The organism is Micromonospora sp. NPDC050276 (assembly GCF_044459545.1).
Classification (GTDB): Bacteria; Actinomycetota; Actinomycetes; order Mycobacteriales; family Micromonosporaceae; genus Micromonospora.
This window is the reverse complement of record NZ_JBITJA010000007.1, coordinates 1-25668: the sequence shown is the minus strand read 5'-3', so window position 1 is coordinate 25668 and position 25668 is coordinate 1. Positions and strand designations below refer to the sequence as shown.

The 25668-nt window shown below is 69.6% G+C and carries 27 protein-coding genes; 21 read left to right on the top strand and 6 right to left on the bottom strand.

Annotated elements, in window-relative coordinates; genetic code table 11:
• Positions 1–26 precede the first annotated feature (26 nt).
• Both ACIBF8_RS16520 and ACIBF8_RS16515 read left to right on the top strand, forming a co-directional pair.
• On the top strand, positions 27–401 hold the full coding sequence (locus ACIBF8_RS16520) for a VOC family protein (RefSeq protein WP_396783824.1): 375 nt from the start codon (positions 27–29) through the stop codon (positions 399–401).
• Positions 402–460: 59 nt separating this feature from the next.
• Positions 461–1267: a hypothetical protein gene (locus ACIBF8_RS16515; RefSeq protein ID WP_396783823.1), complete on the top strand. Its 807-nt coding sequence runs from the start codon at positions 461–463 to the stop codon at positions 1265–1267.
• A gap of 4 nt (positions 1268–1271) precedes the next feature.
• Here ACIBF8_RS16515 and ACIBF8_RS16510 read toward each other — a convergent pair whose 3' ends face one another.
• Positions 1272–1598, bottom strand: a complete 327-nt coding sequence (locus ACIBF8_RS16510) for a hypothetical protein (RefSeq protein WP_396783822.1) — start codon at positions 1596–1598, stop codon at positions 1272–1274.
• Positions 1599–1663: 65 nt separating this feature from the next.
• The gene (locus ACIBF8_RS16505) at positions 1664–2434 is read right to left on the bottom strand and encodes a class I SAM-dependent methyltransferase (RefSeq protein WP_396783821.1); all 771 of its coding nucleotides are present in this window, start codon (positions 2432–2434) and stop codon (positions 1664–1666) included.
• Between the two features lie 49 nt (positions 2435–2483).
• Here ACIBF8_RS16505 and ACIBF8_RS16500 point away from each other — a divergent pair, with 49 nt between their 5' ends.
• From ACIBF8_RS16500 to ACIBF8_RS16460, 9 genes are all read left to right on the top strand, one after another.
• Positions 2484–3041, top strand: coding sequence for a DUF3592 domain-containing protein (locus tag ACIBF8_RS16500; RefSeq protein ID WP_396783819.1), 558 nt, complete (start codon positions 2484–2486; stop codon positions 3039–3041).
• A gap of 88 nt (positions 3042–3129) precedes the next feature.
• Positions 3130–3384 (top strand): hypothetical protein, encoded by a 255-nt coding sequence (locus ACIBF8_RS16495; protein WP_396783817.1) that lies wholly within the window; start codon positions 3130–3132, stop codon positions 3382–3384.
• A gap of 69 nt (positions 3385–3453) precedes the next feature.
• Positions 3454–3987, top strand: coding sequence for an AAA family ATPase (locus ACIBF8_RS16490; protein WP_396783815.1), 534 nt, complete (start codon positions 3454–3456; stop codon positions 3985–3987).
• A 714-nt stretch (positions 3988–4701) separates the two neighbouring features.
• Positions 4702–5769 (top strand): hypothetical protein, encoded by a 1068-nt coding sequence (locus ACIBF8_RS16485; protein ID WP_396783813.1) that lies wholly within the window; start codon positions 4702–4704, stop codon positions 5767–5769.
• A 738-nt stretch (positions 5770–6507) separates the two neighbouring features.
• A complete protein-coding gene (locus ACIBF8_RS16480) occupies positions 6508–8175 on the top strand; it encodes a ParB/RepB/Spo0J family partition protein (protein WP_396783811.1) in 1668 nt (555 codons plus the stop codon).
• 166 nt (positions 8176–8341) lie between these two features.
• Complete coding sequence (locus tag ACIBF8_RS16475) at positions 8342–8758, top strand: hypothetical protein (protein ID WP_396783810.1); 417 nt, start codon at positions 8342–8344, stop codon at positions 8756–8758.
• 62 nt (positions 8759–8820) lie between these two features.
• Positions 8821–9174, top strand: coding sequence for a hypothetical protein (locus ACIBF8_RS16470; protein ID WP_396783809.1), 354 nt, complete (start codon positions 8821–8823; stop codon positions 9172–9174).
• A gap of 16 nt (positions 9175–9190) precedes the next feature.
• The gene (locus ACIBF8_RS16465) at positions 9191–9964 is read left to right on the top strand and encodes a DUF932 domain-containing protein (protein ID WP_396783807.1); all 774 of its coding nucleotides are present in this window, start codon (positions 9191–9193) and stop codon (positions 9962–9964) included.
• A gap of 246 nt (positions 9965–10210) precedes the next feature.
• Positions 10211–10789 carry a GNAT family N-acetyltransferase gene (locus ACIBF8_RS16460; protein ID WP_396783806.1) on the top strand — a complete coding sequence of 193 codons (579 nt, stop codon included), beginning with the start codon at positions 10211–10213 and terminating at the stop codon, positions 10787–10789.
• A 103-nt stretch (positions 10790–10892) separates the two neighbouring features.
• Here the strand turns inward: ACIBF8_RS16460 and ACIBF8_RS16455 are convergent, their stop codons facing one another.
• A complete protein-coding gene (locus tag ACIBF8_RS16455) occupies positions 10893–12098 on the bottom strand; it encodes a tetratricopeptide repeat protein (RefSeq protein WP_396783805.1) in 1206 nt (401 codons plus the stop codon).
• A gap of 481 nt (positions 12099–12579) precedes the next feature.
• Here ACIBF8_RS16455 and ACIBF8_RS16450 point away from each other — a divergent pair, with 481 nt between their 5' ends.
• From ACIBF8_RS16450 to ACIBF8_RS16430, 5 genes are all read left to right on the top strand, one after another.
• A complete protein-coding gene (locus ACIBF8_RS16450; RefSeq protein ID WP_396783804.1) occupies positions 12580–13857 on the top strand; it encodes a hypothetical protein in 1278 nt (425 codons plus the stop codon).
• 74 nt (positions 13858–13931) lie between these two features.
• Entirely contained in the window at positions 13932–14552 is a 621-nt protein-coding gene (locus ACIBF8_RS16445; protein WP_396783803.1) for a DUF4192 family protein, read from the top strand.
• Complete coding sequence (locus ACIBF8_RS16440) at positions 14546–14860, top strand: DUF4192 family protein (protein ID WP_396784298.1); 315 nt, start codon at positions 14546–14548, stop codon at positions 14858–14860. Before ACIBF8_RS16445 ends, ACIBF8_RS16440 begins: the two co-directional genes overlap by 7 nt.
• A gap of 103 nt (positions 14861–14963) precedes the next feature.
• Positions 14964–15476 (top strand): hypothetical protein, encoded by a 513-nt coding sequence (locus ACIBF8_RS16435; RefSeq protein WP_396783802.1) that lies wholly within the window; start codon positions 14964–14966, stop codon positions 15474–15476.
• Positions 15476–16519, top strand: a complete 1044-nt coding sequence (locus tag ACIBF8_RS16430; protein ID WP_396783800.1) for a bifunctional DNA primase/polymerase — start codon at positions 15476–15478, stop codon at positions 16517–16519. Before ACIBF8_RS16435 ends, ACIBF8_RS16430 begins: the two co-directional genes overlap by 1 nt.
• Here ACIBF8_RS16430 and ACIBF8_RS16425 read toward each other — a convergent pair.
• On the bottom strand, positions 16497–16763 hold the full coding sequence (locus ACIBF8_RS16425) for a hypothetical protein (RefSeq protein WP_396783799.1): 267 nt from the start codon (positions 16761–16763) through the stop codon (positions 16497–16499). The genes ACIBF8_RS16430 and ACIBF8_RS16425 overlap by 23 nt on opposite strands.
• Before the next feature lie 231 nt (positions 16764–16994).
• Positions 16995–17255, bottom strand: a complete 261-nt coding sequence (locus ACIBF8_RS16420; RefSeq protein WP_396783798.1) for a hypothetical protein — start codon at positions 17253–17255, stop codon at positions 16995–16997.
• 1014 nt (positions 17256–18269) lie between these two features.
• Here ACIBF8_RS16420 and ACIBF8_RS16415 point away from each other — a divergent pair.
• From ACIBF8_RS16415 to ACIBF8_RS16400, 4 genes are all read left to right on the top strand, one after another.
• Positions 18270–18695, top strand: a complete 426-nt coding sequence (locus ACIBF8_RS16415) for a single-stranded DNA-binding protein (RefSeq protein WP_396783797.1) — start codon at positions 18270–18272, stop codon at positions 18693–18695.
• Between the two features lie 81 nt (positions 18696–18776).
• Positions 18777–19223 (top strand): single-stranded DNA-binding protein, encoded by a 447-nt coding sequence (locus tag ACIBF8_RS16410; protein ID WP_357129833.1) that lies wholly within the window; start codon positions 18777–18779, stop codon positions 19221–19223.
• Positions 19224–19320: 97 nt separating this feature from the next.
• Positions 19321–19797, top strand: coding sequence for a hypothetical protein (locus tag ACIBF8_RS16405; protein ID WP_396783795.1), 477 nt, complete (start codon positions 19321–19323; stop codon positions 19795–19797).
• 292 nt (positions 19798–20089) lie between these two features.
• Positions 20090–20251 carry a hypothetical protein gene (locus ACIBF8_RS16400; protein ID WP_158630759.1) on the top strand — a complete coding sequence of 54 codons (162 nt, stop codon included), beginning with the start codon at positions 20090–20092 and terminating at the stop codon, positions 20249–20251.
• Positions 20252–20369: 118 nt separating this feature from the next.
• Here the strand turns inward: ACIBF8_RS16400 and ACIBF8_RS16395 are convergent, their stop codons facing one another.
• Positions 20370–20771: a hypothetical protein gene (locus ACIBF8_RS16395; protein WP_396783793.1), complete on the bottom strand. Its 402-nt coding sequence runs from the start codon at positions 20769–20771 to the stop codon at positions 20370–20372.
• Between the two features lie 347 nt (positions 20772–21118).
• On the opposite strand from ACIBF8_RS16395, the gene mobF reads away from it, so the two are divergent.
• Positions 21119–25668, top strand: a 4550-nt coding sequence (gene mobF, locus ACIBF8_RS16390) for a MobF family relaxase (RefSeq protein ID WP_396783792.1), incomplete at its 3' end; no start/stop codon positions are given.

Sequence of the window (25668 nt, the reverse complement as noted above, 5' to 3'; positions counted from 1 at the left end):
CGTACCCGAGGTGCACGATGCGGGGTATGTCTGACCCAGTGCCGCACCGACACCACGCCATCGACTACGTCGAGCTCACGGTGACCGACCTCGCCGTGGCCAAGCGCTTCTACGCCGACGCGTTCGGTTGGCAGTTCACCGACTACGGGCCGGAGTACGCCGGCATTCGCAGCCCACACGGCGACGACGCACCCGAGGTGGGCGGGCTCCGGCTCGACGAGGAGGTTCGGCCAGGCGGCCCGCTCGTGCTGCTCTACTCCAGCGACCTGGACCGGTCCGTGCAGGCCGTGCAGGAGGCCGGCGGTCAGGTGGTGAACGGGCCGTACGAGTTTCCCGGCGGCCGGCGGTTCCACTTCACCGACCCCAGCGGCAACGAGCTGGGCGCCTGGGCCGAGCAGTAGGACTCCGAGGTCGCCCGGGTTGGGCTGCGCGTCCTCGCCAGCTCCGGCAGAGTGTCGCCATGGCCGGAACAGGACTGGACGTCGAGGGATGGATCGCGCGCGAGGGTGCACTGAGCCGGGTCCCGGCCGCGTTCGCCCGTGTTGTCGACGCGGCACGCGCCCGGATAGCCGAGTCGTTCGACGGTGGTCGGCTGCACAGCGCCTACATCTACGGCAGCATCCCGCGTGGCAGCGCCATCCTCGGCGTCTCCGATCTCGACCTGCTCCTCGCCCTGCGCAGCGAACCAACCGAGGCCGACCGGGCGGCTGCCACCAGGATCGAGCAAGACCTCGATGAGTCATTTCCGCAGATCGACGGCGTGGGCATCCTGCTGCTCAGTGCACGTACGCTGCTGAGCGAGCTTGAGCGGTACGACCTCGGCTTCTTCGTCGCCTGCCTGTGCAGTCCCCTGCTGGGCGACGACCTCGCCGACCAACTTCCCCGTTACCGGCCCACTCCCCTGCTCGCCCGCGAGACGAACGGCGACCTGTCACGTGCGCTGCCGAAATGGCGCCGCCAGGCAGCCGAAGCGAACACCGACCAGCAACGAAAGGCCCTCAGCCGGATCGTCGCGCGGCGCATCGTCAGGACAGGACTCACGCTGGTCATGCCGCGGTGGGGAGGCTGGACAAGCGACCTCAGCGAGTCCGCCGAGGCGTTCGGGGTCTACTATCCGCAACGCGCCGAGCAGATGCGTAGAGCTGCCGTCGTTGGCCGCACGCCCCCGCCGGTCCCGCTTGTGCTGCACGAACTCATCGACGACCTTGGGCCCTGGCTCGCCGCCGAGTACGTGACCGTCCACGGCGAGAAGGCCGCCCGTCCCTGACCTGTCAGAGGTCCTCGCCACTCAGGACGAGACAGCCGAACATGTCAGTGAGGACGGCCCGCTGGTGGTCGGTCAACGGGTTCGCGAAGACCGCGACGCCGACCCCGCACTGCTGGCAGGCGTCCGCGACTTCGCGTGCCCTACCGGGGCTGAGCAACGTCCGCCGCGAGAACGGCTCGCCCATCTTGTCCGCGCCGCCAGAAGAGACACCCCGCCGCTGCACGTGCCGGCTCACGACCTGGCCACCGTGGGCTTCCACCAAGCTGGCCAGCAGATTGAGCTTGCTTTCGAAATCCTTGTCCTTCGCCGAGAACAGGCCCACCAGTGCCACGTCGGCACCTGCCAGCACAGCTTTCAACGCCCCGCCCCGATGTCGGTCCGCCGGGTCACCGGCCGTCAGCGTCGCCGGGCGCGCAGCACGCCGGTCAGCATGGGCAGGGTGAACTCGCCGTGGGCGGTTTCGGGTCGGCTCGCGAGGAAGGCGCGGATCCGGCCGAGCATGGCCTCCCGCTCCTCGTCCGCCATGACCAGCATCCCGGCCCGCGTCGCGAGCGTCGCGACGAGCGAGTCGGCGGTACGCCGCTGCCCGTGCGGGAACTCGACCTGCTCCGCCGACCCGAACCGGGCGACCAGGCCGGTGCTCGGAACGAGCATGCCCGCCGTCGCCGCGCGCCAACTGCTCAGCGTGTCACGCGGGCCGATGGCCGCACTCCCGCTGACCCGTTCGAGCCCGGCAACCCAGTCGACCCGGTCGTCCATCACGTTCCACAGACCGGCCAGGATGCCGCCGGGTGCCAAGACTCTGGCGATCTCCGCCCCAGCAACGGCCATGTCGAACCAGTGCAGGGCGTTGCCGGCCAGCACGGCGTCGACGGACGCGTCCGGCAACGGGATCGCCTCCGCGCTACCCGCCAGGGCACGGATCGCCGGCAGCGCGCGGCGTAGCTCGGTGAGCATCGCCGGGTCGGGCTCGACCGCCACGACGTCCGCGCCCACCGCCGCCAGCGTCGCGGACAACTTCCCGGTGCCGGCACCCAGGTCGAGCACGCGCAGGCCGGGTGCGGACTCCAGCGCCCACCACACCGCGGCCTGCGCGTAGTCCGGGCGGTGCTCGGCGTACGCGGTCGCCGCCGCGCCGAACGACGATCGGAGCAGCTGTCTCGTCACGCGGTCAACGTACCGCCGCTTGTCGACATCGACTGCGACCATGACCACCGTGCAGATCTTGCGGAGCTGGTGGCGCGTCCGCTACCCCCTCTACATACTCGGCCTCGCGGTCGGGCTGGTCATGATGTGGCTGCCGTTCAAGACCGCTCAGGACAACGACACCTGGGGACGTCGGCTGCGGGTCGATGGCGTGCCAGCCCAGGCAGCCGTCGATGAACTCGTACACAAGCGGCGGAACACGATGCACCTGCGCTACGAGTTCGCCGGCGCTCACCGGCAGGCCGAGGTTGGCTGTTGGGAGGTCTGCCTGCCGGCCGGCAGTGCGGTGCGGATCTGGGTGAACCCCAACGATCCGGGGGATTTCATCACCGATTTCGGCATACTCAGCGGGCACCGGGGCCGGCTGCAAGGGGTGGTCGGGGCGGCAGGCCTAGTGCTGTCCGGGTGGATGGCGCTAGCCGTCATCGCCCGCGGCTACCAGCGACGACGCGACCGCCGGCGACAGAACTGGCAGCGGCAGCAACGAGACCAGCGCCAACGACAGTTCGCGAACGCCGGGGCCGGAAGAAAACGCAAGCCGAGCCGGCGACGGCCGAACCAGGACTGATCTCACGATCCGCAGCGGAAACCAAGCCTCCACCGCACGCTCCGCTTCCCGGTCAGCTCAGGAACCGACGACGCACGACACTAGCCAGGTGCTCACCTACGTCCGTTGGTACTGGCCAGATGAGGGCCGCTGGAACTACGACGAGCTGGGCGCCGATCGGCGGGCGCTGCGCCACGTCGAGCTACGCGGCTCGGACGGGGTCTTCATGGCGGCGGCGTCGCTCGCGGAGGTGCTCATCGCCCGCGATTCGGGGGCCCAGGAGTTCGAGCGCCTGTGGCGGGACGCTCGTCGGCAGCTGGAACAGCAGACCACAGCCGACTCGTCGGTCCGGGAGGAACAATGACAGCTCCGCTGCTACGCGTCACGATGGAGTCCGGCCAGATCCGGTTGCTCACTCGCGTTAATGTGGCCCGTGATCGTATGGCTCAACGGCACCCACGGCGTGGGCAAGACGACGACCAGCATGCTCGTGCAGCAACTGATCCCAGATTCGCGAGTGTTCGACGCCGAGAAAGTCGGCGAGACACTCATGGACATCACGCCAGGACTGCCCGCGACGGACAACTTCCAGCACTGGCCGCCGTGGCGGCAACTCGTCGTCGAGACCGCCCGCCGTGTTCTCGACTACACCGGCGGCACGCTGGTAGTGCCGATGACTGTCCTGGTCGAGCAGTACTGGCACGAAATCGGTACGGGCCTCGCCCAATACGCCATCCCGATCAGGCACTTCGTCCTCCACGCTGACCAAGACACCCTCCGCAGCCGTATCGAGGGGGAACACCCCATCCCGTCCCCGTTTCGTCTCAAGTACCTTCAGCCCTACGCCGAGGCGGCCCGAACGTGGCTGCATGCCGAGGCCGAGGTCGTGGACACCACGCACCTGACTCCCGCCCAAGTCGCCGCGCAGATCGTCCTCGGGGCTACCGAGGGACGCTCAGGTGCCTAACCTCAGCTTGTGGATCGGTTGCACTCAAGGCCGACAGCGTTACCGGATCTTGCGCAAGGCGAATAAGGAGCTGAAACGCGTCGGGCGCATGGCCGCTGGTGGCCCTTGCTGCCCTCCAGATCGGGCACGGGTCGGGCACGACGGGATTCGAGTGAGCCCACAAGGATGGCTTTGGGGGCGTACTGCCCGGATCCGACGAGGCATCCCTCCGAACGACTGGCCGCCGTGGTGCAGCGCGTCAACGAATAACCCGCCTGACCTGTGGGAACAGGCTGGGTTCAGACGTTGAAGCGGAACTTCTGAGGGCGGACCTCCCACCAGCACCGATCGGCGCAACAGCCCTCTGAACTGCTCGTATACCCGTTGGATAACGTTGATCATCCTTGGTCATTACTGGTCATTCTGCGGACTTCTCGCGGACTCTGCGGACTACGCGCGGACCGTTCAGCCCTGGAATCGGCGGCCACGGCCCGAGCACGAAGGTTGCAACTCCGGCCAGGACGTTGGCGGTGGCGACGTGGCCGTCTGCACGTCGCCGCTGGCCTCCGCGACTATCGGTGGGAGCCTCAGGGCATGTCGACTGCCCACGTCGCCCGAATTGTTGGCTCATGGTTGACAAGACCAATCAGCCGATGCCCTTCAGCCCTTGGGCGCTGACCTGCCGGCCGCCTGCGGTGGGCGCCGAAACCTGCGTTGCGGGTTAGGCTGCCTCGCATGTCGCAGCCCACTCCGGCACCCCCGGACGAAGCCGTCGCCAGGCAACTCGGTTACGCCCGCCTGCTCTACGATCAGGCCGTCACCCAGTCGTTTGCCGCTCCACCACTGAACTTCTCCAGCGTGCTCACCTTCCACGACGCGATGGAGTTCTTCTACGTCCTCGCGGTTGCTCAGTGCGGCGGCCACCAGAGCATCGACCTGAACAAGCCCTTCGTAAGCAACGTAAAGGCGCTCAGGGCCGTCGACGGCCGGGCGATGTCGCACCCGGACGCCGTTGACAGGGTCGGCCGACACCGCAACGCGTTCAAACACTCGGGCGCGATCCCCGGCCCTGACGCGATCGCTCAAACCCGCCGGGACGCGACCGCCTTTCTAGAGGCAAACTGCCCTCGCTACTTCGGCATGCCGTTCGCCGAGATCTCGATGATCCAGATCGTGCCACAAGAACAGATCCGTGCCCGGTTGCTGGCTGCGCGTAAGGCCGCAGGCGAGGCGGATATACCCGCGGCGATGGCCGAGCTCGCGATCGGGTTCGACACCCTGATCACAGACTGGGGGAAGGGGAAGCGCCTGCCGAGTGCCACCACCGGCAGCAAGTCCTTTGATCTGTCGCCGCTAGGCACACGCCGCCGCCGTCAATTCGATCGCACCAGCGTGCGCGACAGCGACACTGACCGGGCGATCAACGCCGTCAAACGCGAGGTCCTGCGCACCTTCGAGGAGGTGGACGCCGAACTAGACGGCATGCGCCACGCTCTACGACTTCAGGTGGCCGGCATCGACACAGCCCGCTACGTGCGCTTCGCGATGATTGCCCCGCAGGTCGATATGCAGTTCGGCGGCGAGCGTTACGTGATCCACATGGAGGGGCAGTACCACTACACACCGGAGAACTACGCGTTCTGCGAATCCTTCGTGACCGACTCTGCCCTGCACCTGAGTCGCGTGGAGTTCTCCCTGTGGATGCCTGAGACGTACGGCGACATCGCCCGCGCGGACGAGGCCGCGAAGGACAATAACGGCGTCCTTCCTACGGGCTGGCTGGGCGAACGACCAGGCGGGTAAGCCTCCGCTCCACGCCTGTGGCTCTGACACCGCTTACCCCGGGGCGAATGCTGCTCCCGCGCCGGGTCCGCTACTCATACAGCGCTTCCCATGGTCCCACATTTTCGCAGTGGCAACTTTCTGCCCCGCACCTGTCCGCAACATCAGTTCGTGGTCTGGCTGGGCAATACGAACTTTAAGGTCACCGACGATCACTGCGGTCACCTCATGCCCGAGTCCCCCCGGGCGGGGCAGCATCGCCATCGATACCGGTTTGGCCACTCTCGCCGGTAGGTGAGGTCGCCCTCAAAGCATCCGGCGGGCGCCATCACACCGATGAGCGATCCCAGGACGTCGGTGGCGAGTCCGCGGCGGCGGCCCGAACACAGCAGGACCTGCCGATCCACAAACGTGGGGCAGGTCCGCCTTCCGACCGTAGCACCCGCTGGCCGCGCTCAGGTGCCGTCCGGCAGCACCCCAGCGATAGCAGCCGTGCCTCTCGCGCAGCTTCTTCGTGTGCGCTGACCTGCCCTCGGGCGGGAGGCCGGGGTGCGGTTGCTGGCCCTCGATCCTGACCGGCCGCGACTGGCCCCGCAAGGCCCAACGTCGCAGCCGCGTCAGTGCGTCGTACAAAGCCTGGGGTGGGCCTGTGCGGGGCTGCGCCGATCGGCCGGCCGGGCGGATCGGGCCAACACCGCCCACCCGGCCGTTCCCGCGCCGGGTAGGGCGTCCTTGTGTTCGGGAAGGACGTTCTCTGTAATGACGACCACTCTATTGTCCCGACCCGTATCGGACGACCTCAGCATCGCCGAGGTCACAGCCCCTGCAGACCCTGCGGGCCCTACGCTCCAGGCCCAGTACCTCGACCCCCGTGACCTGGTCGATAACCCGCGTAACCTGCGCACGGACGTCGGTGACCTGAGCGATCTGACTGCCTCGATGACGGTTGTAGGAGTCCTCTGCCCGTTGGTAGCCATCCCGGCCACGGACCAGCCGAACGCGTTTCAGTTGATCATCGGGCACCGCCGGAAGTACGCGGCGATCGAGCTCGGCATGGAGCAGGTGCCGGTGTGGGTCGCTTCCGACGAGGGCGCGGCGGCGCAGATCGTCGCGCAGCTTGCCGAGAACGGCCACCGGGTGGGGCTGACCCCCACCGATGAGGCTGAGGCGTTCCACCAGCTGACGTTGCTGGACTGGTCGCCCGAGCAGATCGCCACGGTGCGGGCGATCCCGGCGGCGAGGGTGAAGCAGACCTTGAAGCTGCGGGAGTTGCCGCAGGCGGCGCGCGGCGCGGCCGACGCCGGCACCCTGACGCTGGAGGATGCCTCTGCGCTCACCGAGTTCACCGAGGACCCGGCCGCCCTGGATCGAATCCTGAAGAGCACCGGGTCGAGTTGGGGATTCCGGCACGCCATCGCCGCCGAGCGGTCGAAGCGGACCTTCGCGGCGGCGAAGGAGCAGGCGAAGGCGGAGTTGGTGCTCGCCGGGGTGAAGGTGACGTCCAAGCCGAAGGGCTACCCCTACAGCGGTACGGCCGTGGCCGCCACGCAACTCGCCGACGCCAACGGCAACCCGCTCGACCCAGAGATGTTTCCCACGTTGGCCGGGCTCGCAGCGTTCGTCGAGAAGATCGGCGACCATGCCCAGACGACTTTCTACTGTGCGGAGCCGGACCGGTATGGCTACCAGCGCCTGAGCTACGGCAGTCGTCGGGGCGTCACGGAAGAGGAGCGTGCCCGCCGGGAGGCAGCCGAGCAGGCCCGCGCCGAGTACCTCGCTGGTCTGACAGTCGCGGCGGAGGTACGGCGGGAGTTCTACCGCACCGCGTACGGGTCGACGCGGGCGGTGAAGCGGCTCTTCCTGGAGGCGCTTCGGGCCACCGTCGTGGACGGGCTGCGGTTCCACGACGTCGACGGCCTGTACGCAACTCTTGGTGGCGTAGACGGCGCCGCTGCCGCGATGGCTCGGGAGGACAAGCTGCGCCGCTGCCTGGTGGCGCAGTGGATCTGCGTCCAGGAACGCAACCTCGGCTACGCGGCCCGCGACGAGACGTGGGCGTTGGATGACGAAGCGGCGACGTTGTGGCTCGACCAGCTCGTCGCCGACGGCTACACCCTCTCCGAGGCGGAGACGACGCTGCGGGAGTCGCTGGGCCGTGACCCGCAGGACGAGTTGCCCAACGACGAAGACACCGACGAGTCCACGGCCGCAGACGCCGAGGATCCCGACTTCGGCGATGTCGATGCGGAGACCGAGCAGGCCGACGGCGTCGCTGCGGACGACGACGTGCTCGCCGCACCACACACCGCGCAGGAGCCCGAGCCCGAGGCGACGGAGCCGGAGGCAGCGGGCCCCGAGGCCGATGACCTCTCGGACGCCGATGAACTGGCCGACGTCGAGAGGCAGACCCTGACGACGAGCCTGTGAGCGACGAGTCCTGATCTGAAGATCCGCTATCGGCGGGGGTCCACGCATTGCGCGTAGGCCCCCGCCGACTCGCGTGCCGACCCGACTCCGCAGCGGAGAGAAGTCACTCACCGCGCCAGCTCTCGACATTCCCGATTGGAGCCCCGTGCCCGCTGACGCCGACTTGGTGTCTGAGGTCGATGACCGTGAGCGCCGTCTGGCGCTGATCCGCCAGCGGGAGATCCTGCTGGCGTTCGAGGAGTACGGGCCCGGCTTTCACCGGGTCACCGGCGACGGCTGCCGGTACGTCGCCCAGATCGTCAACGCCACCCCCGCCGAGTGGGAGTGGATCTACACCCACGCCCGAACCCATCCCGAGGTGCTGGCCCAGGCGGGGTCGGGCCGCAACCCCGTGCAGTGGCGACAGCTGCGCCGCGAGCAGGGCGAAGTGGCGTTCCGCGCCGCCGACGCCGCGGTCACCGCCGGCGACACCGCCGCCGCCCTGGACCTCCTCGACGAGGCCCGCGCGCTCGGCACCGTCGGGCCCGAGCAGTGGGAGCGACTACGCCTGGCCGTCGCGACCGCCGCTGGCGCCGGCGGCTGACTCCCTCAACGAACTCCCCACCCCCAGAATCTTCTCGAAGGGACCCATCCCTCATGTCTTCGATGATCACTGTTCCGGCGCACCGCAACGTCGACCTCGACCAGCTACGCCGCATGCTCACTGACCAGTCCACCCGGGCCTTGGACGTCAAGGCCGGCGCCGGGCGGATGCGCGCCGTCGGCGGCAGCCTCGTCCTGGACGGCACCGAGCCGCAGCTCGGCCCGGAGGGGGTGACGATGACCTCCGGCGCCTACAGCGTCAACGACGTCGCCACCGCCGGCCTCGCCGACAAGCTCGGCATCCCCGTCGCGTACCTGCGGTCTCGCCGCCGAACACCCCGACCTGTTCGACCACAACGTCAACGGCTGGCTTGCCCGCGACCCCCGCAGCTTCCTCATCCGCTGCCTGCGCAATGACACCGGCGGTGGCATTGTGCGGGCGGTTCTGTCCGACCGGTACCACCGCATCGACAACCTCGATGTCCTTTTCGCCGCTCTCGACGGGATCCGGCGCGCGAACGTGCGAGTCCAGTTCGCCGGCTGTGACCTGACCGACCGGCGCATGTACCTGCGGGTCTACTCCCCCCAGGTGCAGGTCGCCGCGCCCCGCCTGCTGGCCCGCTACCGGTCCCCGTTCGACGGGCGGGCCGGCGCCGAACTACCGATCGTCTCAGCCGGATTCCTGATCTCGAACTCCGAAACCGGGGCGGGTGCATTCAGCATCGCTCCGTGGGTGCGCTTCGAGGTCTGCCGCAACGGCATGGTCATCCGCCGCAACGCCCTGCGCCGTACCCACATCGGCTCCCGCATGACCGGCTCAGACGGGGTCGTCACCGCCTCCGAGGCAACCACCCGCCGCACCCTCGACCTGATCACCTCCCGCACCACAGACGCGGTCACCGCCTTCCTCGACGCCGACTACATCGCCGAGGTCCTGCGCGAGCTCGACACCGCCGCCGGCACCCCCATCACCGACCCCAACACCACCCTCAAGATCGTCGGCCAGCGGCTGCGCTACAGCGAAGACCAGCAGCGCGACATCCTCGCCCACTTCGTCGCCGGCGCCGATCCCACCGCCGGAGGAGTCATGCACGCCGTCACCTCCGTCGCCCAGACCCTTTCCGACGCTGACGCCGCCCACGGTCTCGAGGCCACGGCCGTCCAAGCCCTGCACCTCGCCGCCACCACCGCCACCGCCACCGCCTAAATCTGACCCCGTCGCACACCGGCGTGCCCGGACCCTTCCCCCGGTTTGGGCACGCCGCGCACCCAAAGAGGACTTGGTCAACGCGGGCAGGCCCGTGCGAGAGGGCCGCTCCGACGGCGTGGCGGAACTCCTTCCAGGCCGTTGGAGTCCAGCACGTCGCAACAACGGACCGCGACGGCTAGCCGAAGTCGTCGTGGTGCGGTACCCCGTAGGGCGAGAGCCAGATCCATTGGTAGTTTGCCCACCATGACTGAGCTCGGGCCTGTCACCTGGCCACCTGCCCCGATCAGGACCGAGCGGCTTGTGCTCCGTGAACCCGAGGCCCGAGACCGCGTGGCGGTCATCGAGCTATTCGCCTCGCCAGAGGTTGGCACCTACATCGGTGGCCCTCGCCTCCGTGATGAGCTCGAGCGCACGGTGCCTGAGGTACCCCGGCGGCGCCCTGGCCTATTCGTGGTCGATCTCGACGGAGCGATGATCGGCACGATCACGCTCGACCGGCGCGACGCAGAACGTCCGGGTCACCTCCGTCCGGATGCCGGGGAGGCCGAGCTCGGCTACATGTTCCTGCCAGAAGCATGGGGATACGGCTATGCCGCCGAGGCATGTGCAGCGGCACTCGACTGGTTCGCTGGCGCGCTTCCCGACGAGCCGGTCGTGCTCTGCACCCAGACCGCCAACGACCGCTCGATGCGCCTCGCGGCGAAGCTGGGGTTCACCGAGGCCGACCGGTTCGAAGAGTACGGTGCCGAGCAGTGGTTCGGCGTGTGGTCCCCGGTCAACTCGTTCGGTGAGCTCGTACTCGACTATGCAGCGGATCTATAGCCACCCACCCCATCGCCCCGACCGCGTCGCTGATGGCGGCAGATCCGCGTACCCATGAGACAGGACGCCCAGCGGCCTGACGCAGCCAGCCGAGCACACCGCGTCAAGTGGTGATCTGGCGCTGAACGAAGAGGTCCGCTTCCAGTAATCGGCCTGAGAGCCTGCCGGCCTCGTGGATCTCATCGGAGGTCATCCGTGACACGATTCCGTGCGCTTCATGGATGCCGTCGGCACTGCCGACGTTGAGCATAGCCAGGTACCACCGAAGTGCCTGTACGAAGTCGACCGGTCCGCCGAATCCGTCGCGGTACCAGCACGCCGCAGCGTACATGCTCGCCTTGTCGCCGGACTCAGCGCCCCGCACGTACCACCGCAGTGCTTCCTCGTCGAGATCACGCTCGCTCAGTCGGTCACCGAGCAGTGCATACGCCTCAGTGACCCCAGCCCCAGCGGCCTGGCGCAGCCAGCGCACCGCATCCTCCGACCCACCAGCCAACACACCGAGGTTGAACGCGGCGATCGCGTCTCCCGCCTCGGCAGCAGCCCGATAGAGCACGGCCGTCCGGGCGTCGTCCCGCGTCGCGCCGACGCCGGACTCAAGCAGGTAGGCAAGCGAGCGCTGCGCGACGGGATCACCGTCGTCCGCCGACACGGTCAGCAGCTCAACACCTCCGGCCGGATCTGCGAGATGGAAGGCACAGATCACCCCGAGCATCGTTCGCGCCCGGCGGTCCATCGACGCCGGCACGCGCAACTTCGGCGCGAGCAGAACCAACTCGCGCTTTGCCGCCTCGATGCCCGCCTTGGCGGACTCCAGGTACCAGAACGCGGCCTCCGGCAAGTCCACCTTGTGGTAGGCGAAGAGCGTGCCCAGATCGTGCAGCGCGCGCACCTCCCCGGCACTTGCTGCCATGCGCCAATGCCGCTCCGCCTCGTCCTGGTCCGCCGGCACACCCTGACCGGTGGCGTACATCAGACCGACCATCCGACGAGCGGGCACATGCCCCAAATCAGCCGAACGCTCGTACCACCGCAACGCCGTCGCCTGGTCCTGGCCGACACCCCGGCCGGTCGCGAATAGGACCCCGAGATTGTGGGCCGCCTCGGCGTTGCCCAACTCAGCCGCACGTTCGTAGCACCCGCGAGCCCGCACAGGATCGGCCGCCTCGCCGCAACCGCCGTTGGCCAACTGCCCCAGCAACAGCAACGCACGGCCATCCGGCCCAGCCAGGGTCAACTGCTCACGAGCCTCCTGGAAGGCCCCACGCTGCACAGCGAGCAGTCCACGGTCGTACGCCTGCAATGCCACGCCGAGCAGTGTAGGGAAGCCGCAACCCGGCAACCGGCGTTGCCGACCCGATCGCGGAAGCGCTGCAGCATTGGTCACCGTCGCCGCTGCTCCCGACGCCCCCGGGCATGCGCGTGCGCAGGCGAGTTGCCCTGCGTCTCCCTGCACACCTACGTCACGGCTGACGACGAGGGCGACTGGCTGACCTAGCCGACCTGCGACCAGAAGACCGTCATGGTCACGCCCGGGGCGAGCGTGGCGGGTCTGCTCGGTGACCACGCCGCACACGTGTGTAGCCGCGAGCTGCCCTGACCGGCGCGCCGGCGCCCCGCCGGTTCGTGTCGAACGTCCACGAACAGGCGGCCCCTGACGACGAGCCAGTCCCACCCCGACCGGAGGATCCCTCAACCCCATGTCTCACTTCACCCCTTCCCCTGAGGATTTACCACCGGAGTACGGGCCGGATATCGCCATTGGTACGTCGATCGGTCTGCGGCGAGATATGGCGTGCCGCGTCTGCCGGCGGATCCTGAACACCTACTTCGACGCGACCGGCCGGCTCCGGCACCTGCACCCCGCCGCCCGCACCTCCTACGACCACGACCCGGACCCCGTCCCGAGCGCAGAGGTGGCCGGGGTAGCACGGTCCTGCGATTTCTGCAGCGACCGATACCCCGTCTTCCGGCTCGACAGCGGCCCCGTACAGGCCCTCGCTCTCGGCGAGGACCACAGCAGCGTCCACGACTTCGGCACCACCTGGTCCGCGTGCATCACCTGCACTCTGCTCGCCCAGGCCAGCAAGACCGAAGCGCTGACCCAGCGGGCGGTCACCCGGATGAGGTGGGCGGATCCGACGATCGCGGCCGAAGCCGTGCGCGCGATTCATGCCGGTGTCGTGGGGACCCTGCGGCCAGGGCGCACCCTGCTCACCGACGTCCACTGGCCCCACACCCCAGTCACGGCCACGGCGCTGCCGAAGGTCCGTGACCGGCTGACCGCGCTGCTTACCGGACCAGACCGCATGGACCTGCTGGAGGTCCGCCAGCGGCAGGACATCGCGGCGCGCTTGCAGGGTGGGCGGCTCTTCGCCGTTGACGACGAGTTCACCGACCTCGCCTGTACCGCCGCCACGGACCTCCCGGCGACCGTCCTCGACGTCGAAGACCTCCCCGCACCCCACGGGCTGCTCCTGTGGGCCAATCCGGTCGCCGGGGGTGTCTGCGCCGCATCGTGGGCCAGCACTGATGAAGGGATTCGGATCGTCTCCTACCGCGGGGTCGGTGGCTCGGCCGGCGTCGCCGACGGGCCGGCGGTGCAGGCGCTGCGGGAGCAGGTCGGCTGGCTCATCCCCGTCAGCCACCGCCTCCTCGTCCACGGCGAGGCGATCACACGCGTTGACGGTGCTCTCGCGGTGCTGGCCGCGACGTGGCTGCTCATCGCGCAGCGCACCGGCGAAACCGTCTCCGTCGCGGCGGATCGGTCGATCCGTAAGGCGTACGCACGGACCCGACGGCCCGCACCGGAGGTCCGGCTGGTCCGCATCCGCGGCCGGCAGGCCACCGGCCCGCGGGAGACCAGGCCGGGTGAGGCGCGGGAGCCGCAGGCGCAGCGGCGGTGGATCAGCGGCTACTGGCGCTCCCAGCCCCACGGTCCCGGGCGGGCGCTGCGAAAGGACGTCTACGTCTTCGCCTACCTCCGCGGCCCCGCTGACGCGCCTATCGCGGCGAGCACCACTGTCCGGGTCCTCGCCGGTGAGCGGCGACGCCCGAAGCCGCAGTAGAGCGGCGTCCCCTGCCGTGGTCCGGGCGACCACAGCCGGTCGTTTTCTACCCGTACTCGATCAAGGAGTTTGTCGTGTCCCATGTCCCCACCTTCACGGTACGGTCGCAGGCGGAGCTACCGGGCCTGGTGCCCTACCTGCTGGGCTACCACCCCGAGCAGAGTCTCGTCGCGCTGTTCTTGAAGGCCGACCGGAGAGTCGCCGTCGCGGCCCGGGTCGACCTCGCCGCCCCGATGGCGCAGGTCGTCGACGCCTTCCGCGACGTCACCGATCGGACGGCGGCGCAGACCCTCGTCCTCGTCGGCTACGGCAACCGAGACGTCGCACCAACGGTCACGGCCGCAAGTGACGCCCTTGCCGCGCACCTCACCGTCAGCCAGACACTCCTGGTGATCACCGACCGCTACTTCTGCCTCGAATGCCCCTGCGACGCCACCGAGGGGGTCAGCTTCGACGCCAAGGCGACCGCGACCGCCGCACAGTCGACCGTCGAGGGCCTCGTCGCGCTACCGAGTCGCGCCGCCCTGCTCGCGCTCATCGATCCCGACCCGGCACAACACGCCGCGGTCGCCGCAGCCATTGCCGCTCTACGGCCCGCCTCCGACGGGCCGGAGACGCTACGAGCGCTGCTCGACCGGGCCCGGGACGGCCACCGCCTCACCGTCGAGCAGGCCGCCCGCCTGGCGATCTGCTGACCGATCCGCACAACCGAGACACGGTACGGCGGGCCACGTCGGGGGCGATGTGGGAGCGGGATCTGTGGCTGGATCTGACCCGCCGCCTCCCCGACGAGTACGTCACCGCCCCGGCAGGTCTCGCCGCCTGGTGCGCCTGGCGACTCGGCGACGAGACCCTCGCACTCGCCGCGGCCCGGCGGGCACTCACCGTCGACCCACAGGACCGGATAAGCCGCATCGTGGCGTTCGCCGCCGGCAGGCACATACCCGCCCGCGACCTGGCCTTGCTCGGAGCCTGCGACTTCGACGCCGCGCGCGCCGAGTGACGCGTTCCCCGTCGCGCCTCCGCACGGCCAACCCTCCTGGGCCGAAGTAACCATGCCCCGGCCTTGATCCATCCCGCCCGCACCACTGCCTCTGGAGTACCTCGTGACGCCGCAAGCTGCCCTGACCAACACCGGCCTGATGCAGCGCCATCGCACCCCGACAGTCGCCGACGACGGGGATCTGCGTTCGCACCACACGACGAACGGGCAGCAACACCCGGACACAGCGATCGTCGACGCGCTCACCGCATTCCTCAACCGTGAAGCCGAGCCATCCGGCGCAGACGCGTTGGAACTGATGAGCAGCCTCATCGACAGCAGCGGCCGGCCGCTGCTGGCCGAAACCTGGGACGTCAACGCCGCGGTCAGCGAGGACCGATACGGCGTCCCGACCGCCACGATCACCGCCGGCCCCGTCACCATCGCTGTCACCCCGGTCCCCGGCACCGCTGCGCCGCTCAGCGTCGCGATCGCCACCGAGAACGGCGAGCACGTCAGCCTCGACCTCACGGTCAACCAGCACCCCGCCCACCATCCCGCCGTCCTGGTGCCATCCCCGGCCTCGACAGATCCGTCGGGCACGAACCGCACCCATGACCACCTGAGGACCCTCTGATGACCACGCTGACCCAAGCCCAGGGGCCGACCGCCGCACCAGCCACCCAACCGCCCCCACCGCAGGACCTGCGATCCGAGCCCGTCCTCAACGTGGCCCTTCGTTACGCCACCGCCGGTATCCCCGTGATGCCCCTACACACTCCCCAGCGTGCTGGTGGCTGTAGCTGCCGGCGGGTACTCGCCTGCCCGTCACCCGGCAAACACCCCCGGCTGCGGCACGGGCTGCGAGATGCCTCCACCGACCCCGCTCTCGTACGGCGATGGTGGACGAGGTGGCCCGACGCGAACATCGGCCTCGCCACCGGCACCCTGCTCGACGTCTGCGACATCGACACCGCAGACGGACTCCGAACGGTCACAACCATCCTCGACAACGCCCGCCCGAAGGGGCCCGTCGTACGAACCGGATCCGGGTGGCATCTCTGGTTCGCCGCGACCGGGCACGCCAACCGCGTCGGCGTGATACCCGGGGTGGACTGGCGTGGACGCGGTGGACTCGTCGTCGCACCGCCGTCGCTGCACCCCACCGGCCGCCGGTACATCTTCACCCAACAGTTCGACCGTGCCCTGCCAGACTGCCCACCAGCCCTACGGCGAATGCTGTCACCACCGCCGGCCCCGATGCCCGAACCGGCTACGGCTCTCCCGGGTCGGATCGACGACCCCGACCGGTACGGGCTCGCCGCCCTCAACGGCGAGGTCGGCAGAATCCTCGCCGCACCCCGACCGGTCATCCGCGGCGGACAGCGGATCACCGCTGGCGGCCGCAACACGGCCCTGCACCTCGCGGCATTCCGTCTCGGACAACTCGCTGCGCACGACGGGCTAGACGCACAGGTGGTGTGGCCCCGGCTCGCGGAAGCCGCGCGCACCGTCGGTCTGTCGGCGGCTGAGGCTCGTACGACGATCGCCTCCGGCTGGCGAGCCGGACTACGCCGTCCCCGGGCAGTAACCCGGGGACGACAACCGCGCAGTGGCGGTACGAGCCCTCACCCAGGCCGCCGCCTTCGTCTTGCTGTCACCAGTCGTCCTTCGACATGAAGTCGGAGCCGCCGTTGTCGATCGTGTCTTCCATCGCCCGGACGGTCTCGTCGTCGCTCAACTCGGTTGCCGAGCGTCGGGCAGGCGGTGCCTCGGTACGCCGGGCCGCAGCGCGAGCAGCGTCGCTCTGCGACTGTCGACGACGGCGCTCCTCCTCCGGCAGTCCCGCCCAGCGCGTCACTTGGGCACGGGCGGCGTCGCTCTGGCCCTGCCGGCTGCCCCGCTCCTGCTCAGGCACATCCATGCGCGGTAAGGCCGTCGACGGCGTTGCGCCATGTTCGTGTCGCGCGCGATCTGCGGCGCTCTGCGCCAGACGGCGGTCTCGCTCAGCAGGGCGCGGGTGTCCTTTCCCACCGAAGTGTGTCCGCGTGCCACCGAAGCTTGTCTCCCGGTCACCCGAGCGGTGAAGATCCGGACAAGAAATTGTCTGGACGCTGGTGCTGCTAGCCGGTGGCGGCAGATCATGCCCGATTGGCTAGTCGTCGTTCGGCAGGTACCAGCCGTGTTCGCGGTGCCTGGTGGTTGCGTCCGGGTTGTCACGCTTGTAGGCCTCGTTGGCGCGGCACGTCATCTCTCCGTCGTAGCGGTGCAGCTCGTCGTAGAGGTTCGACGCCTCGCCGACACTGTCGCTGGACACACAGCGCTGTCGCAACGCCTCGCGCTCATCTTCGAGTTCCGCGTCGGACAGCGGGCGGAGGCTGCCCAAGCCGCGTGCGATGGAGTCGAAGATGCCCATGTCCAGATGCTGGCACGCAGCAGGCTGGCGGGCAAGGAGGCTGCATTGACCCCACTCCAAATCGGCCCGGCTACGACCCGTCACGTGCGCACCATGTCCGGGTCGAACCCTTGCGCCCATATGGCGCGCGTAGCAGCTCCGTCGTCATTGGGGTGGTCGCCACGCGTACGCAACCTGGCGCAATGTTGAGTGGCACAAACCCTCACCGAGAAATAGTCCGCTAGCACGATCGCCAAGGGATCGAGGCCGGCACCCGGCTCGCCGGCGACCGACGAGCTCCATGGTCCCGGCCGAACGCTGCCAGGCGGGCCACGCTGACGGCGTACGGCATCGACGGCCGCTTGGGGCCAGAACGTCTCGGAACTCCCGCCGTGGAGCCACAACAAGCCGGAATCGTGGGGCCGGAACACTTTGGTAAGAACACAACACGACCAGTCCAGCACCCAGCGCCTACCAGTTGTCGAGTTCAACCACCCCGCCGCCGTATGCCATCGGGGCCTCTGACTCGGCACCCCGTGTGGCTGGACAGCAACCCGCGCGAGGAATGCCAGGCGCGGACGGTCGCTCCCTGCGGGCAGCATCTCGCCCCGGAACAAGCGACCCGGCCACGACACGTCCGGACGGCGCTGGCGGGCGCAGAATGCCCCCACAACGTTTGGCTCCGTCCAAGCGTGCCGCCAGCGCCCGAGCTCGGCAGCCCGGCGAGGTCGGTAGGGCGTCCGGGCCAGGCTGTCACGGGTGAGGCGCACTGGCGGTGCTGGTGTCCCGGGTGGCGGCCGGGGGTCCGCTGCTGAGGGACCCGAAGGTCAGCCCACCCGGGCCGGGGCCGCTAAGCCCCCTTCCAAAACATCTTGGCCCCTTGTCTCGCTCCGCTCGACGCCAAGATCTTTTGGCCGGTTGCTTGCAGCCCCGGCCCCAGGGCGGGCTCTGACCGGCCCCGTCAGCGCGGCACCCCGGCGCCCCGGTCACCCGACCGGCCCGCCCGCCGCACACCAAGCGACAGGGAGCACGGTCATGCTGTTCAACCTCACCTTCGAAGGCAACCTCGCCGACGAGCCCGAGCTGCGCGTCACCCCCTCCGGCAAGGCCGTCTGCAAGCTGCGGGTCGGCCACAACACCCGCCGCCGTAGCAACGGCGGTGAGTGGACCAACGGGCCGACGATGTGGGTCACGGTCACCTGCTGGGAGAGCCTCGCCGAACGGTGCGCCGAGCACCTGCGCAAGGGCGACACGGTCATCGTCGAGGCCCGCGACGACCTCTCCGTCTGGGCCTACCAGTCACCCAACAGCGACAAGCCGGCCGGGCAGCTGCAGGTCACCGCCGGCAACGTCGCGGTCTCGATGCGGTTCGCCGGCGCCCAGTCCGCCCGCACCGCCAAGGCCGAGCAGGTCGAGGACCCGTGGAGCGCCGACGCCCGCGAGCTTGAGCCCGCCTTCTAGCCCTCACCGCAGGCGGGGCCGGCCGCGCCGGCCGGCCCCGCCCATCACCCCTCACCCGACCTGACTGTCTGGAGCGTCGTCATGTCCCTGTTCACCTGCATCGTCGAGGGCCGGCTCACCGCCTCCCCGCAGACCGGCCACACCCGCGACGGCCGCGAGTACGTCCAGTTCCCGATCGTGCACCGCGACCGTTACCGCGACCACAGCGGCAAGTGGGTCGACACCCGCGCCATGTTCTTCGAGGTCATGTGCTGGGGCGACCTCGCCGCCCGGGCCCGCAACCTCACCCGCGGCGACCAGGTCCTCGTCGAAGCCGGCCAACTCCTGCCCTACCTCAATGACTCCGACATGCCCAGCCTCAAAGTCCAGGCCCGCAACCTGTCGGTCTCCATGCGGTTCACCGACGCCCACGCTGGCACTGCGGTCAAGGCCCGCCGCGGCGACATCGTCACCACCCCCGACGGCGAGCAGTACGCCGCGCACCTCTACCCCGAGGTCACCACCGACCCACAGCTCCTGCACCGCTGACCACCACATCGGGCGGGCCGCTGACCACGGCCCGCCCGTGGCCCAGTCCATCCGCAGTTCGAACACTGAGCCCCCCGCCCGACGCCCCGGAGAACCTGTGAAGACTCCCTCAGCCGGCCACCACCTTGCCGACGCATACCGGGACCTGGTCCGCGGCTGCGCAACGATCACCCAAGTCGTCCACGCCGCCCACCCCCAGCCAGGAGCCTGCCTGCCCCTGCCCGCGATCAACCTCCCGCAGGACGCCGACGACGTACGCCGCCAAATCGACATGCTCACCGGCAACCTCTTCGACGAGCACGCCCAAGCCGTGAACCAGCAGTGGCTCACTGCCACCCGAACCTGCACCCACCTGACGGCAGACAACGTCATCGCCATCAAGGAGCTCTACTACGGCTGGTACCAACTCCTCGTTGCCCTCAACGCCCGCTTCCAGGGTCAGCCCAGCCTCGGCGACGTCGAAAAGCGCGCCGCCGACCTCGCCTACACGCTGGTGACTTACCTCCGCGCCTACCCCACCTCACCGGTCAGGCATCTGCGCCTACGGCTCATCGGACGACGCGCCCGCCCGTAGGAGAGGTCGCGCATCGCCACTGCGCCCTGACCCCGGCTGGGGTCTCGCCGGTGTCCGTGGTGCGCGCTGGCCAGTCCCCAGTGGTGACCGACCCGGCCACGTCCGGCAAGCGCCGACCCCAACATCTTGGCCGGCTCGCTGCGCTCCCCGGACCGCTGCGCTCCCAAGATCTCGCGGCCTTCCCGCTTGCCCGCCGCCGGCCGCGGCCGGTCCCTCACCGGCCTGTCAGCGCGGCACCCCGGGCCCACCCGGGCAGCAGCGCACCAACCCGAACCGTCAGGAGGACTCACCCATGAGCACCACCGCCACTCCCACTGCCCCGCAGCACCGCTCCCCCACCACGGCGTCCGTCCGCCGCCGGCTCGTGCTGGTCGGGCAGAAGGACGCCTACGACCCGTACAGCGCCGCCGACGCCGCCGAGTACCGGACCGTCCTGCGCTACGGCGACCGCTGACACGCGACGCGCGGCGGGGCCGGACTGTCGAGTCTGGCCCCGCCGCACCATCCCGGTGGCGAACTCGCCCGCCCCGCCGACCGCGCCCGCTGCGCCGTGGTGGAGGCCGCGCCCGACCTCATGCCGTCGACAATGCCGGCTCCTCCTGCGTGGGGAGCTCCATGTGCTCATCGACGAGGGCCGGCTGGTCGCCCACGGGGGTCGGTTGGTCGCTGGCGCGGACGAGGGCGGCGCGCACCCCGGCGACAGGAATCTCGATCATGGCCGCGATCTCCGCGACCGGCTCGCCAAGTTTCCGAAGCCGGGCGACGGCCGCATCGGCTTCCCGGACCAGCGCCCCCGCCCTGCTCTGTCCGGCAGCGAGGATCCGCTGAGCCCGAAGGTTCGCCTCGTCCCGCACCTGATCCGCTCGTGTCACCCGGTCGAAGTAGACCCTCACCGCCTCCGTCACGTTCGCCTCGTGCGCCGCGAGCCGCGCGACCCGCGCCGCCCGAACCTCCGACGCCTTCCGCGCCGCCATCCGATTAACACCAGCACCAGAATTTCGCTTAGCCATACCGAAACCCTAGCTACGTAAACCCATTTCCAACAAGACCAAGTCGCAATTTCAAGCCATGTCAATCCAACTACAAACAACCGAAAAGAAAAGCCGCCTAAACTCCGGCACAACACCGCCTCTACCAGCGCAAACGTGGATCCACAGCTTCAAAAGAGAACGCCGACACACCTCTTGCAGATGCTCTTGCCATGGATCGCCTGCGGCGGGTACCGTCCCTTCTCCACCGTCAAATAGACGGCGCAAACAATCGCGCCAACGAAGGCGGGTGGGGGCGATTCGACGCAAGGGAAGGGGGTGGTCGCCCAGTGATGACGTTGCACAAGCTGTCGGTCGGGGACGGCTACACCTACCTCACCCGACACGTCGTCGGCGGCGACCGCGACCGGCTTCCCGGGCAGGACGCGACCGACTACTACACCGCCCCCGGCAACCCTCCCGGCCGGTGGGGCGGCCGAGGTCTGGCCCCGCTCGGTCTGGCCGGGCAGGTGTCCGAGGAGCAGATGCGGCACCTGTTTGGCCAGGGGATGCACCCCGATGCCGATGCCATCATCGCCCGACATCTCGCTACCCGGGTTCGGCCCGGCATGGACGACGAGGAGGTCGAGCGTCTCACGCAGGAGGCGATCCGTCAGGCCACCCTCGGGCGCCGTTTCCCCGTCTACGCGACCCTGCAGGACTTCGACACCCGTGTCGAGCAGCGGCTCGACGTGGTGCGCGCCGAGACGGGGCGGGAGCCGACACAGGCCGAGACGGGCAAGGTACGCGCCGAGGAGGCCCGCCGGGCCCGCGGTGCCGTCGCCGGCTACGACCTCGTCTTCACCCCCGTGAAGAGTCTCGTCCTGCTGTGGGCCCTCGACGAGCGCGAGTGGGTCCGCGACGCGGTGAAGGCGATCCACGAGCAGGCCCGCGACTCCGCGCTACAGCTGTTGGAGAAGCATGCGGCGTTCACCCGCAGCGGCGATACCGGGCAGGCGCAGCTGGACACCCGCGGCTTGGTCTACGCCATGTTCGACCACTACGACTCCCGCGACGGCGACCCGAACCTGCACACCCACGTCGCGATCAGCAACAAGATCCAGGGAGCGGATGGCAAGTGGCGCAGCCTCGACGGCGGCCCGTTGCACCGCGTCGCGGTCGCCGCGTCCGAGCACTACAACTCCACCGTCGAGACCCTCGCCATCCAACACCTCGGGGTGCAGTTCGCGGTCCGCCCTGACACCATGGGCAAGCGGCATCCGGTCCGTGAGGTAGCCGGTGTTTCGCGCGGCGTGATCGGGACGTTCTCATCGCGGCGGTCGCAGATCGAGGCCCGCTACGAGCAGTTGGTCGTCGACTTCCGTCGCGCCCACGGCCGCGACCCGGACAACCAGGCCGCGTTCCGCCTCGCGGGCCAGGCCAACCTCGACACCCGCGGTCCCAAACCCGCTCCCCGTTCCCTCGCCGCGCTGCGCGAGGAATGGACGGCCCGACTGCACGCCGAACACGGCCAATCGGCCGCGCGATCCCTTGCCCAGGTAGTCAGCGCCACCGGCACCGCCCACAGACACGAGACGGTTTCCACAACGTTATCCACAGAGCAGATCGGGGCCCTCGCCGCTCTGGCGGTGCGGCAGGCGGAGGGATCCCGGTCGACGTGGACCGTGTGGAACCTGCGTGCCGAAGCCGACCGGCTACTGCGCGAACCACCCGCCACCGTCGCCCCTCGCGGGCTGCGCTTCACCGATCCGCATGATCGCTCTGAGGTGCTGCAGCAGGTCGTCCACCAGGCCGTCACCGCGCTCTGCGTACCCGTGACGGCCGAGCCGGATCTGGTCGAGCCCGCCGGGCTGCGCCGCGAGGACGGAACGTCGGTGTTCGTGCAGCACGGCGCCGCCCGCTACACCAGCCAGGCGATCCTCGACGCGGAACAACGCCTCCTCGACGCCGCCCGCACCCCCACGGTCCTGGGCTACGCGGCCCCCGCCGTGCAGGCGATGCTCGATAGTTACGAGGCCACCACCGGCACCACGCTCGATGCCGGGCAGCGGGCCATGGTCGTCGCGTTCGCCACCGACGCACGGCTGATCGCCGTTGGGCTCGGCCCCGCTGGCGCCGGAAAAACCACGACCATGCGCGCGTACCAACACGTCGTCGCTGCCCACGGGCAGCGACTCATCCCCCTGGCCACCTCCGCCGCCGCGTCCGCCGTCCTCAGCGCCGACCTCGGCGTCCCCGCCGAAAACCTGCACAAGTTCGTCCACGAACACACCACCCACCGGCACGCCGACAGCACCTTCCCCGCTGAGAAGGACTTCTTCCGGGTACGGCCCGGCGACGTCATCCTCGTCGACGAAGCGGGCCTCGCCGGCACCCACAACCTCGACGCCCTACGCGACATCGCCACCCGCCACGGCGCCCTCGTACGCCTGCTCGGAGACCACCGGCAACTCGCCGCCGTCGAGTCCGGCGGCGCACTGCGCCTGCTCGCAACGGAGGCCGGCGCCGTCGAACTCACCGCCCTGCACCGCTTCACCACAGCTGCCGAAGCCGACGCCACCCGCCGCCTCCGCGACGGCGACACCACCGCCCTCGACCACTACCAGAGCAACGGCCGGATCCGCGGCGGCTCCTACGAGGCAATGGTCGAACAGGCCTACACCGCCTGGCACACCGACATGACCGCAGGCTTGACCACCCTCATGTCGTCGTCCACCAGCGCCGGCGTCACCGCCCTGTCCGCCCGCGCCCGCGCCGACCGCGTCACCGCCGGCCAGGTCGAACCCGACGGCGTCAACCTGCACGACGGCAACCGCGCAGGCCGCGGGGACTGGATCGTCACCCGCCTCAACAGCCGCACCATGACCAGCAACCGGGGCAAGGACTGGGTCCGCAACGGCGACGCCTGGACCGTCACCCACCGCCGCACCGACGGGGCCCTCACCGTCAAACACCAACAGCACGGCGGCACTCTCACCCTCCCCGCCGCCTACGTCGGCGCGCACGTCGAACTGCTCTACGCCACCACGGTCCACCGCGCCCAGGGCGCCACCGTCGACACCTCCCACGCCCTCATCACCGACGACATGGCCCGCGAACAGCTCTACGTCGCCGCCACCCGCGCCCGCCAGCACACCACCCTCTACGCCGTCACCCACCGGATCCTGCCCCTCGACGAGGACGCCCGCCTCGACCGCGCCGGCTACGACCCACACGCCCGCGCCGCCCGAGAAGTCCTCGAAACCGTCCTCGCCACCGAAGGCGCGCAAACCTCCGCCACCGAAGCCATCGCCCACGCCGCCGACCAGGCCCGCAGCCTCGCCACCCTGGTCCCCCGACTGCGCTACGCGACCGAGCTCGCCGACAATCAACGCCTGCACACCCTCGTCTCCGACGCACTCGGCCCCGACGCCGGCGCGGTGCACCGTGACGCCGCCTGGCCTACCGTCGTCCGCGCGCTGCGCACCGCCGAGAGCAACGGCTGGGACCTGCCCCAAGTCCTCGCCAGCACCGCCCGCCGTGGCACCCTCGCCGACGCCGAATCCCCTGCTCAACTTCTCACCTGGCGCATCAAAGACCACCTTGACGGCCGCCGCCCAAGCCCGGGCCTTACCCAACCAAGCGTCGACGACACCGCGCGGTACGCCGCCCTCCTCCGACCGATCCTGCGTACGGCCGAACCCCTCGACCCCACCGACGCGACCCGCCCGCCGCGGCTTCTCGCAAGCGAGCCCACCTCACACGACGGCGACCACCGACAGCTGATCGCCACCGTTCTCGGCGACCGAAAGGCCGACCAAGCTACCGGCGAGCCCGCCTGGCCAGCCCTCACCGCCGCGATCCGCCGCGCCGAAAACGCCGGACACGACGCCCTCACCGCCGTCGCCACGGCCGCCCTCGCTCGACCGCTGCACGACGCTCGGTCGCTCTCCGAAGTCCTCGCCTGGCGCCTCAACCAGCACCTCGACACCACCCCACCACCCGTCGAAGTCGGCACCACCGACGGCTGGCGCACCCTCGCATGGACCCTCAAGGCCGCCGAAACCCACGGCCACCCCGCCGAACAACTCCTCACCGTTGCCCGTCCCGGCAGCGACCTCGACAGCGTCCGCCACCAACTCCACAAACTCACCCGCCCCGCCCCCGAGGCCGGGCCGGTTCCCTGGCTCGACGCCACGTCACGTACCGCAGACACCGCCTTGACGGCCTACCTCGAAGACGCCACCCGGCTCATCCAGAAGCGGGTCAACGAGGTCACCGACCGCGCCCTCGCCGAGCAACCCGCCTGGCTCGCCGGGCTTAAGGGCGACGTCACCCAGCCGAACATGCACACGACGTGGAGGACCCACGTGGCGACTGTCGCGGCCTACCGCGACCAGTACCAGATCACCGGCGACGACCCCGACCAACCCATCGGCCCCTACGTTCCCCAGCACCACGCCGGGCATCGGGCATACCTCCACGCCGCCGACGCCGTCCTCGCCGCCCGACACCCGCAGACCGCCCCCGCGGACCCCGCCACCGCGAGAATCACACGCGACATCTACCTCGCTCTACCCGACGAACAACGGGCACACATCGCCGCCCGAATCGCCGACGACTTGGGCAGAGACTGGCTCGGCCCCCGCGAGGGCGATCCGGACGGCATCCTCACCACGCCCACGTACGCAGCACGTCTAAACGCTCAACTCATCGCCGAGGGCTACTGCATCTCTGCAGCCACGCCCGACCCCGCGCGGCCTGCCGCACCGCCTGATCAGCGCGTCGGCATACAGCACACCCCGCCCTGTCGGCTCCGCCTGAAAACTGACCATGTGGTTCCGGCTGAATCGGGACCACCTCCTGAAGCATCGGGAGGTGCTGAGCGTGGAGGACTGGGCGG

Bases quoted from the DNA above. Each gene is read 5' to 3' on its own strand.
- ACIBF8_RS16450 (WP_396783804.1), top strand. From the start codon at position 12,580: ATGGCGTGCCGCGTCTGCCGGCGGATCCTGAACACCTACTTCGACGCG.
- ACIBF8_RS16395 (WP_396783793.1), bottom strand. From the start codon at position 20,771: ATGGCGGCGCGGAAGGCGTCGGAGGTTCGGGCGGCGCGGGTCGCGCGG.
- ACIBF8_RS16400 (WP_158630759.1), top strand. From the start codon at position 20,090: ATGAGCACCACCGCCACTCCCACTGCCCCGCAGCACCGCTCCCCCACC.
- ACIBF8_RS16415 (WP_396783797.1), top strand. From the start codon at position 18,270: ATGCTGTTCAACCTCACCTTCGAAGGCAACCTCGCCGACGAGCCCGAG.
- ACIBF8_RS16470 (WP_396783809.1), top strand. From the start codon at position 8,821: ATGATCACTGTTCCGGCGCACCGCAACGTCGACCTCGACCAGCTACGC.
- ACIBF8_RS16520 (WP_396783824.1), top strand. From the start codon at position 27: ATGTCTGACCCAGTGCCGCACCGACACCACGCCATCGACTACGTCGAG.
- ACIBF8_RS16430 (WP_396783800.1), top strand. From the start codon at position 15,476: ATGACCACGCTGACCCAAGCCCAGGGGCCGACCGCCGCACCAGCCACC.
- ACIBF8_RS16425 (WP_396783799.1), bottom strand. From the start codon at position 16,763: ATGGATGTGCCTGAGCAGGAGCGGGGCAGCCGGCAGGGCCAGAGCGAC.
- ACIBF8_RS16460 (WP_396783806.1), top strand. From the start codon at position 10,211: ATGACTGAGCTCGGGCCTGTCACCTGGCCACCTGCCCCGATCAGGACC.
- ACIBF8_RS16480 (WP_396783811.1), top strand. From the start codon at position 6,508: ATGACGACCACTCTATTGTCCCGACCCGTATCGGACGACCTCAGCATC.
- ACIBF8_RS16420 (WP_396783798.1), bottom strand. From the start codon at position 17,255: ATGGGCATCTTCGACTCCATCGCACGCGGCTTGGGCAGCCTCCGCCCG.
- ACIBF8_RS16515 (WP_396783823.1), top strand. From the start codon at position 461: ATGGCCGGAACAGGACTGGACGTCGAGGGATGGATCGCGCGCGAGGGT.
- ACIBF8_RS16485 (WP_396783813.1), top strand. From the start codon at position 4,702: ATGTCGCAGCCCACTCCGGCACCCCCGGACGAAGCCGTCGCCAGGCAA.
- ACIBF8_RS16410 (WP_357129833.1), top strand. From the start codon at position 18,777: ATGTCCCTGTTCACCTGCATCGTCGAGGGCCGGCTCACCGCCTCCCCG.